At 69.6% G+C, this 3,853-nt stretch carries 5 protein-coding genes; all 5 read right to left on the bottom strand.

Translation table 11 applies throughout. From position 1 onward, the window contains the following. Positions 1-798: phage integrase N-terminal SAM-like domain-containing protein (locus Q8Q85_01370; GenBank protein MDP3772898.1), on the bottom strand; the 798-nt coding region annotated here is incomplete at its 3' end. Between the two features lie 292 nt (positions 799-1,090). Continuing rightward, positions 1,091-1,774, bottom strand: a complete 684-nt coding sequence (locus Q8Q85_01365; GenBank protein ID MDP3772897.1) for an SRPBCC domain-containing protein — start codon at positions 1,772-1,774, stop codon at positions 1,091-1,093. A gap of 50 nt (positions 1,775-1,824) precedes the next feature. After that, on the bottom strand, positions 1,825-2,976 hold the full coding sequence (locus tag Q8Q85_01360; GenBank protein ID MDP3772896.1) for a saccharopine dehydrogenase C-terminal domain-containing protein: 1,152 nt from the start codon (positions 2,974-2,976) through the stop codon (positions 1,825-1,827). Between the two features lie 130 nt (positions 2,977-3,106). Next, complete coding sequence (locus tag Q8Q85_01355) at positions 3,107-3,259, bottom strand: hypothetical protein (protein MDP3772895.1); 153 nt, start codon at positions 3,257-3,259, stop codon at positions 3,107-3,109. A gap of 11 nt (positions 3,260-3,270) precedes the next feature. After that, positions 3,271-3,853, bottom strand: a 583-nt coding sequence (locus Q8Q85_01350; protein ID MDP3772894.1) for a thiamine pyrophosphate-dependent enzyme, incomplete at its 5' end; no start/stop codon positions are given.

Below are 3,853 nucleotides of genomic sequence, written 5' to 3'. Positions count from 1 at the left end.
GTACAGCAACATCGCTACCAGCCTCGGCACGCCGTCGAGCGCCGCCAGCAGCGCGCGGACCTCGTCACGCGTCAGCACCACCGGGATGTGCTGCGCCCGCTTCGCCCGCACGATCCCCTTGAGCCACGGCAACTGCCGGCGCAACACCCGCCGGTACATGAACAACAACGCGCTCAACGCCTGGGTCTGGGTGCTCGCGCTCACCTTGGCCCGGTCGGCCAGGTGGTTCAGGAAAGCCGTCACCTCCTCCTCGCCCAGCTCGAGCGGGTGACGCTTGCCGTGGAACAGCACGAAACGCTTCACCCAATGCACGTACTGGCGCTCGGTTCGCGGGCTCATATGCCGCGCCCGAATAGCCAGGCGTACCTGCCCGAGCAGCTTGCTCTTGGGAACCACCCTTCCCCGGCCTGCGACCGAAGCGCCGTCCGACGACCAGCGCCCGGCCGGCACCCGCCGCTCGTACCCGGCTGTCACACCGGGTGCACCTACCCCTGACGTCACCCCTGGTGCACTGATCCCGGACGTCAGGCCGGGGGCACCATTCCCAGCGGCCGACCCATCAGCAACAGCCTTGGGCGAGAGATATCGGAAACCCAGCGCCGCCAGTGCGGGCGACAGCTTGGACGAGTCCGCCCCCGACGAGGCCGAGCCGCGGCCGGCGCTGGGACTGACGGCGCTGGGAGCAACAGCGCGGGGAGTGCCGGCGCTCGGAGCGGCGGCGCGGGGAGTGCCGGCGACCGGGGTGACCGCGCTGGGAGCGACGACGCGAGGAGCTGCCGGCGGATGCGGATCGGTCATAGGTACGCCTGACGGGTTCGGGTCGGCGCACTCTATAGGTCTTGGGGCGGAAGGGACAAGTGCGAAACATTGCAACCTGGTGCGAAAAAATGCGTGTCGTCAGCTCGGCGCCAAAGGGCCCGCTCATGCCGGAGCCGCTCGCCGCAACCCGGCCGACGGCGCCCGCCGCGGCACCCACCGAGTCGGACCACCGCAACTGGTCTACGGCATCGATAGGCGCGCCGCGGAGGACGCCCTCCTCGCCGCCCACGCCTCCCGCGGCTTCCCGGTCGCGATCCTGGGGCGGCAGGAACTATTCCAGGAACCTCGTGAGCCGCTCGAACATCGCAGGCCACCTGGCCGAAGCCACCTTGTCCACCACCCCGTACTCGGCCAGCGCGCAATGCGTGCCCCTCGGCGTGCGGCGAAGGATGATGACGAGCTCCGCGCGATTCGGGAGCGACCACCTCAGGTAGCCGTTCTCGATCGCGTCCGTCCGCTCCGCGCCCTCGAGCACTCCGTCGCTCCAACGCTCGAGCACGTCCGCATCCGTCAGCGAGCGATAGACCGCACTCGGCGAAGTGGGGATCTCGCCCGACGCGAAGTACCGCTCCGCCGCCTTCAGAGCCGGCGTCGCGGGCCGAGTGTCTTTCTCGCTCTCCACCAACAAGCCCAGCGCCGCGAGGCCCTGGAGCCACCCCGCGAAGTGGCCCTGGACCTGCTCCTCCCACGCGCCACCCTCGCCCCAGCCCTGGTGCACCAGGTCGATGCGGGTGCCGCCGCCCAACTCGTGCAAGGTGACCGAGACCTCCGTGGGCTCGGGGGTGTGAGGCCAGGCCACGTGCAGATGGAACGGCGCCTGCTCGCCCCGCGGTTCGGGCCACCCGCGCGCGGGGAGTCCGTCGAGCAGCACGCCCGCTCCCGCCGCAGACGTCAGCGCCGCCCAGACCTGCCCGGGCGGCGACGCGACGAAGGACTGGATGTGAATGGCCGGCACTTATGCAGACGCACCGACGCACAGACGCGCCGACGCGCCGACGCGCCGACTCACAGCGCCGACTCCTCGATGACGACGCCGCGCCGCTTCAACTCGTCGATGTAAGGCTGCGCGGGCACGCACTCCTCCGGCACGTGAACGCCGGCCGCCGAGATACGCCCGTCCAGCTGCATGATCCCGGTGATCGCCAGCGAGTACCCGGTGGTACGCATCATGGACGTGACGTGGTGCTTCCCGTCGTACCGGTCCACCATCTGCCACCGCGTGCCCGCGGGCCTGCCGCCCTTGGTGCCGCGCACGTCCACCCGCAGCGCGATGAGGTCCTCGCCCTCCGGCTTCACCAACGCCGGCGCGGTGGCCGCGATGAAGACGTCGCGCGGACGCACCTTCGAGCCGTTGACGTCGACCGGCGTGTCCTCGATGAGCCCCAGGTCGCGGATCGGCTTCATGATCGCGGCGTGCCCGGGATAGCGCAGCGTCTTGTACTCCATCGTCGCGATCTTCCCCTCATAGCTGAACGGCATGGTCGAGATGCCGCCGCCGGTGTGGAACGCCTCGAGCGCGCCGAGCGGCGCGGGGAACTCGATGGTCTCCAACTCCGTGAGCGCCTCGACCTGGGTGCGCTTCCCACCGCGCAGCACCCACGAAGGCGTGGTGTAGTAGTCGAGCGCGCCCTCGAGCGAGTACACCACCATGTAGTTGAGCGGCGGCTCGGGATGCTGCGGCAGCCCGCCGACGTAAATCTTCACACTCTCGACGTGGTCGAGTCGCCTGATCCCCTCGCCGGCGAGGATGTTGACCATCCCCGGCGCGACCCCGCAGTCGGGCACGACCTTCACGCCCTTCCTCTCCGCTTCGGCGTTCAGCTGCTTCTGCTTGAAGACCAGCTCGGTATTCCCGCCGAGGTCGGCGAAGTGGACGCCCGCCTCCACGGCGAGCTTCGCGAGGTCGTAGTTCAGGAAGTACGGCGCGGCGGACAGGACGGCGTCCGCCCGGCCCATCGCTCCCCGCACCTCGTCCGGGTCCTTGAGATCGAGCTTCAGCAGGTCGAGCTTGCCGCCGCCATTGTACGAGTCGAGGAAGGGCGGGATGTTGCCGAAGTACTTGTCGGCGAGGGTGACGGACCTGGTGGCGGGCTGCTGGAGCAGGTCGAAAGCGCAGGCCGAGCCCTGCCTTCCTGCGCCGATGATGAGAAAACGCATGTATGACTCAGAGTTGCAGAGTTGCGGAGTTGCAGCGGTGGGCAGTCATCAGGAGACCGGATGTGCGTCGCCGCCGCCGAACGGGCGAGGGGGAAGAATAGCCAGGCCGGGCCGAGAATGTAGGGCGCGTTCAGCGGTGGACGGTGGCCGTCAACAGGAGCGTGCCGCTGGGGTCGATCAGGATGTCCGCGGGCATGCGGTCCACGGTGAAGCTGGCGACCTGGTCCTGGTAGCGGGGGTCGAGGTTCAGGGTGCGCCATGCGATGCCTTCCACCCGCCTCACCGCCCGCACCCTCACCCATCCGCGTAGACGCCGCCGAGCGCCGACTCCGGCACCGGCACCGCCTGCTCGCGGCTCGCCAGCGCCTCCGCCTCGGCGGCGCTGATCTCGGCTTCGACGCGGGCCTCGATCTTCCCGAGCGTCGAAGCGGAAACGCCTTCCTTCTTGAGGTGCTCCTCGAACAGGCCGATCGGGTCGCGCTTCCCCCAGCGCTCGAACCATTCCGCCGGGAAGGTCTCGCGCGCCTCGCGCTCGTCGTGCGTCGCGTGACCACCCATGCGGAACGTCTCGGCGACCAGCATCACGGGCCCGTCGTCCTCGCGGCAGCGCTCCGCCGCGAGCCGCGTCGCGGCGAAGGCGTCGAGCACGTTGTTCCCGTCGAAGACCGCGCCGGCCATCCCGTACGACCCGGCGAGGCCGCCGAAGTCGGCCGCCAGATGGTGCTGGCCGATCCGAGTGCCCAGGGCGACCTGGTTGTTCTGCACGATGAAGATGGCGGGGACCTTCTGAACCGCGGCGAAGTTGAACCCCTCGTGCGTCACGGCCGCCTTGGTGGAGCCGTCGCCGATCCACGTCATCGCGACGCGCTTCTCGCCG

Source organism: Gemmatimonadales bacterium, assembly GCA_030697825.1.
GTDB lineage: Bacteria > Gemmatimonadota > Gemmatimonadetes > Gemmatimonadales > JACORV01 > JACORV01.
Note: the sequence above shows the minus strand (reverse complement) of the source record. Positions and strands in the feature narration are given on the sequence as shown.

What these genes read in the sequence shown, in the direction of transcription:
- Q8Q85_01360 (MDP3772896.1), bottom strand. Translation starts at nt 2,976, where the DNA reads ATGCGTTTTCTCATCATCGGCGCAGGAAGGCAGGGCTCGGCCTGCGCT.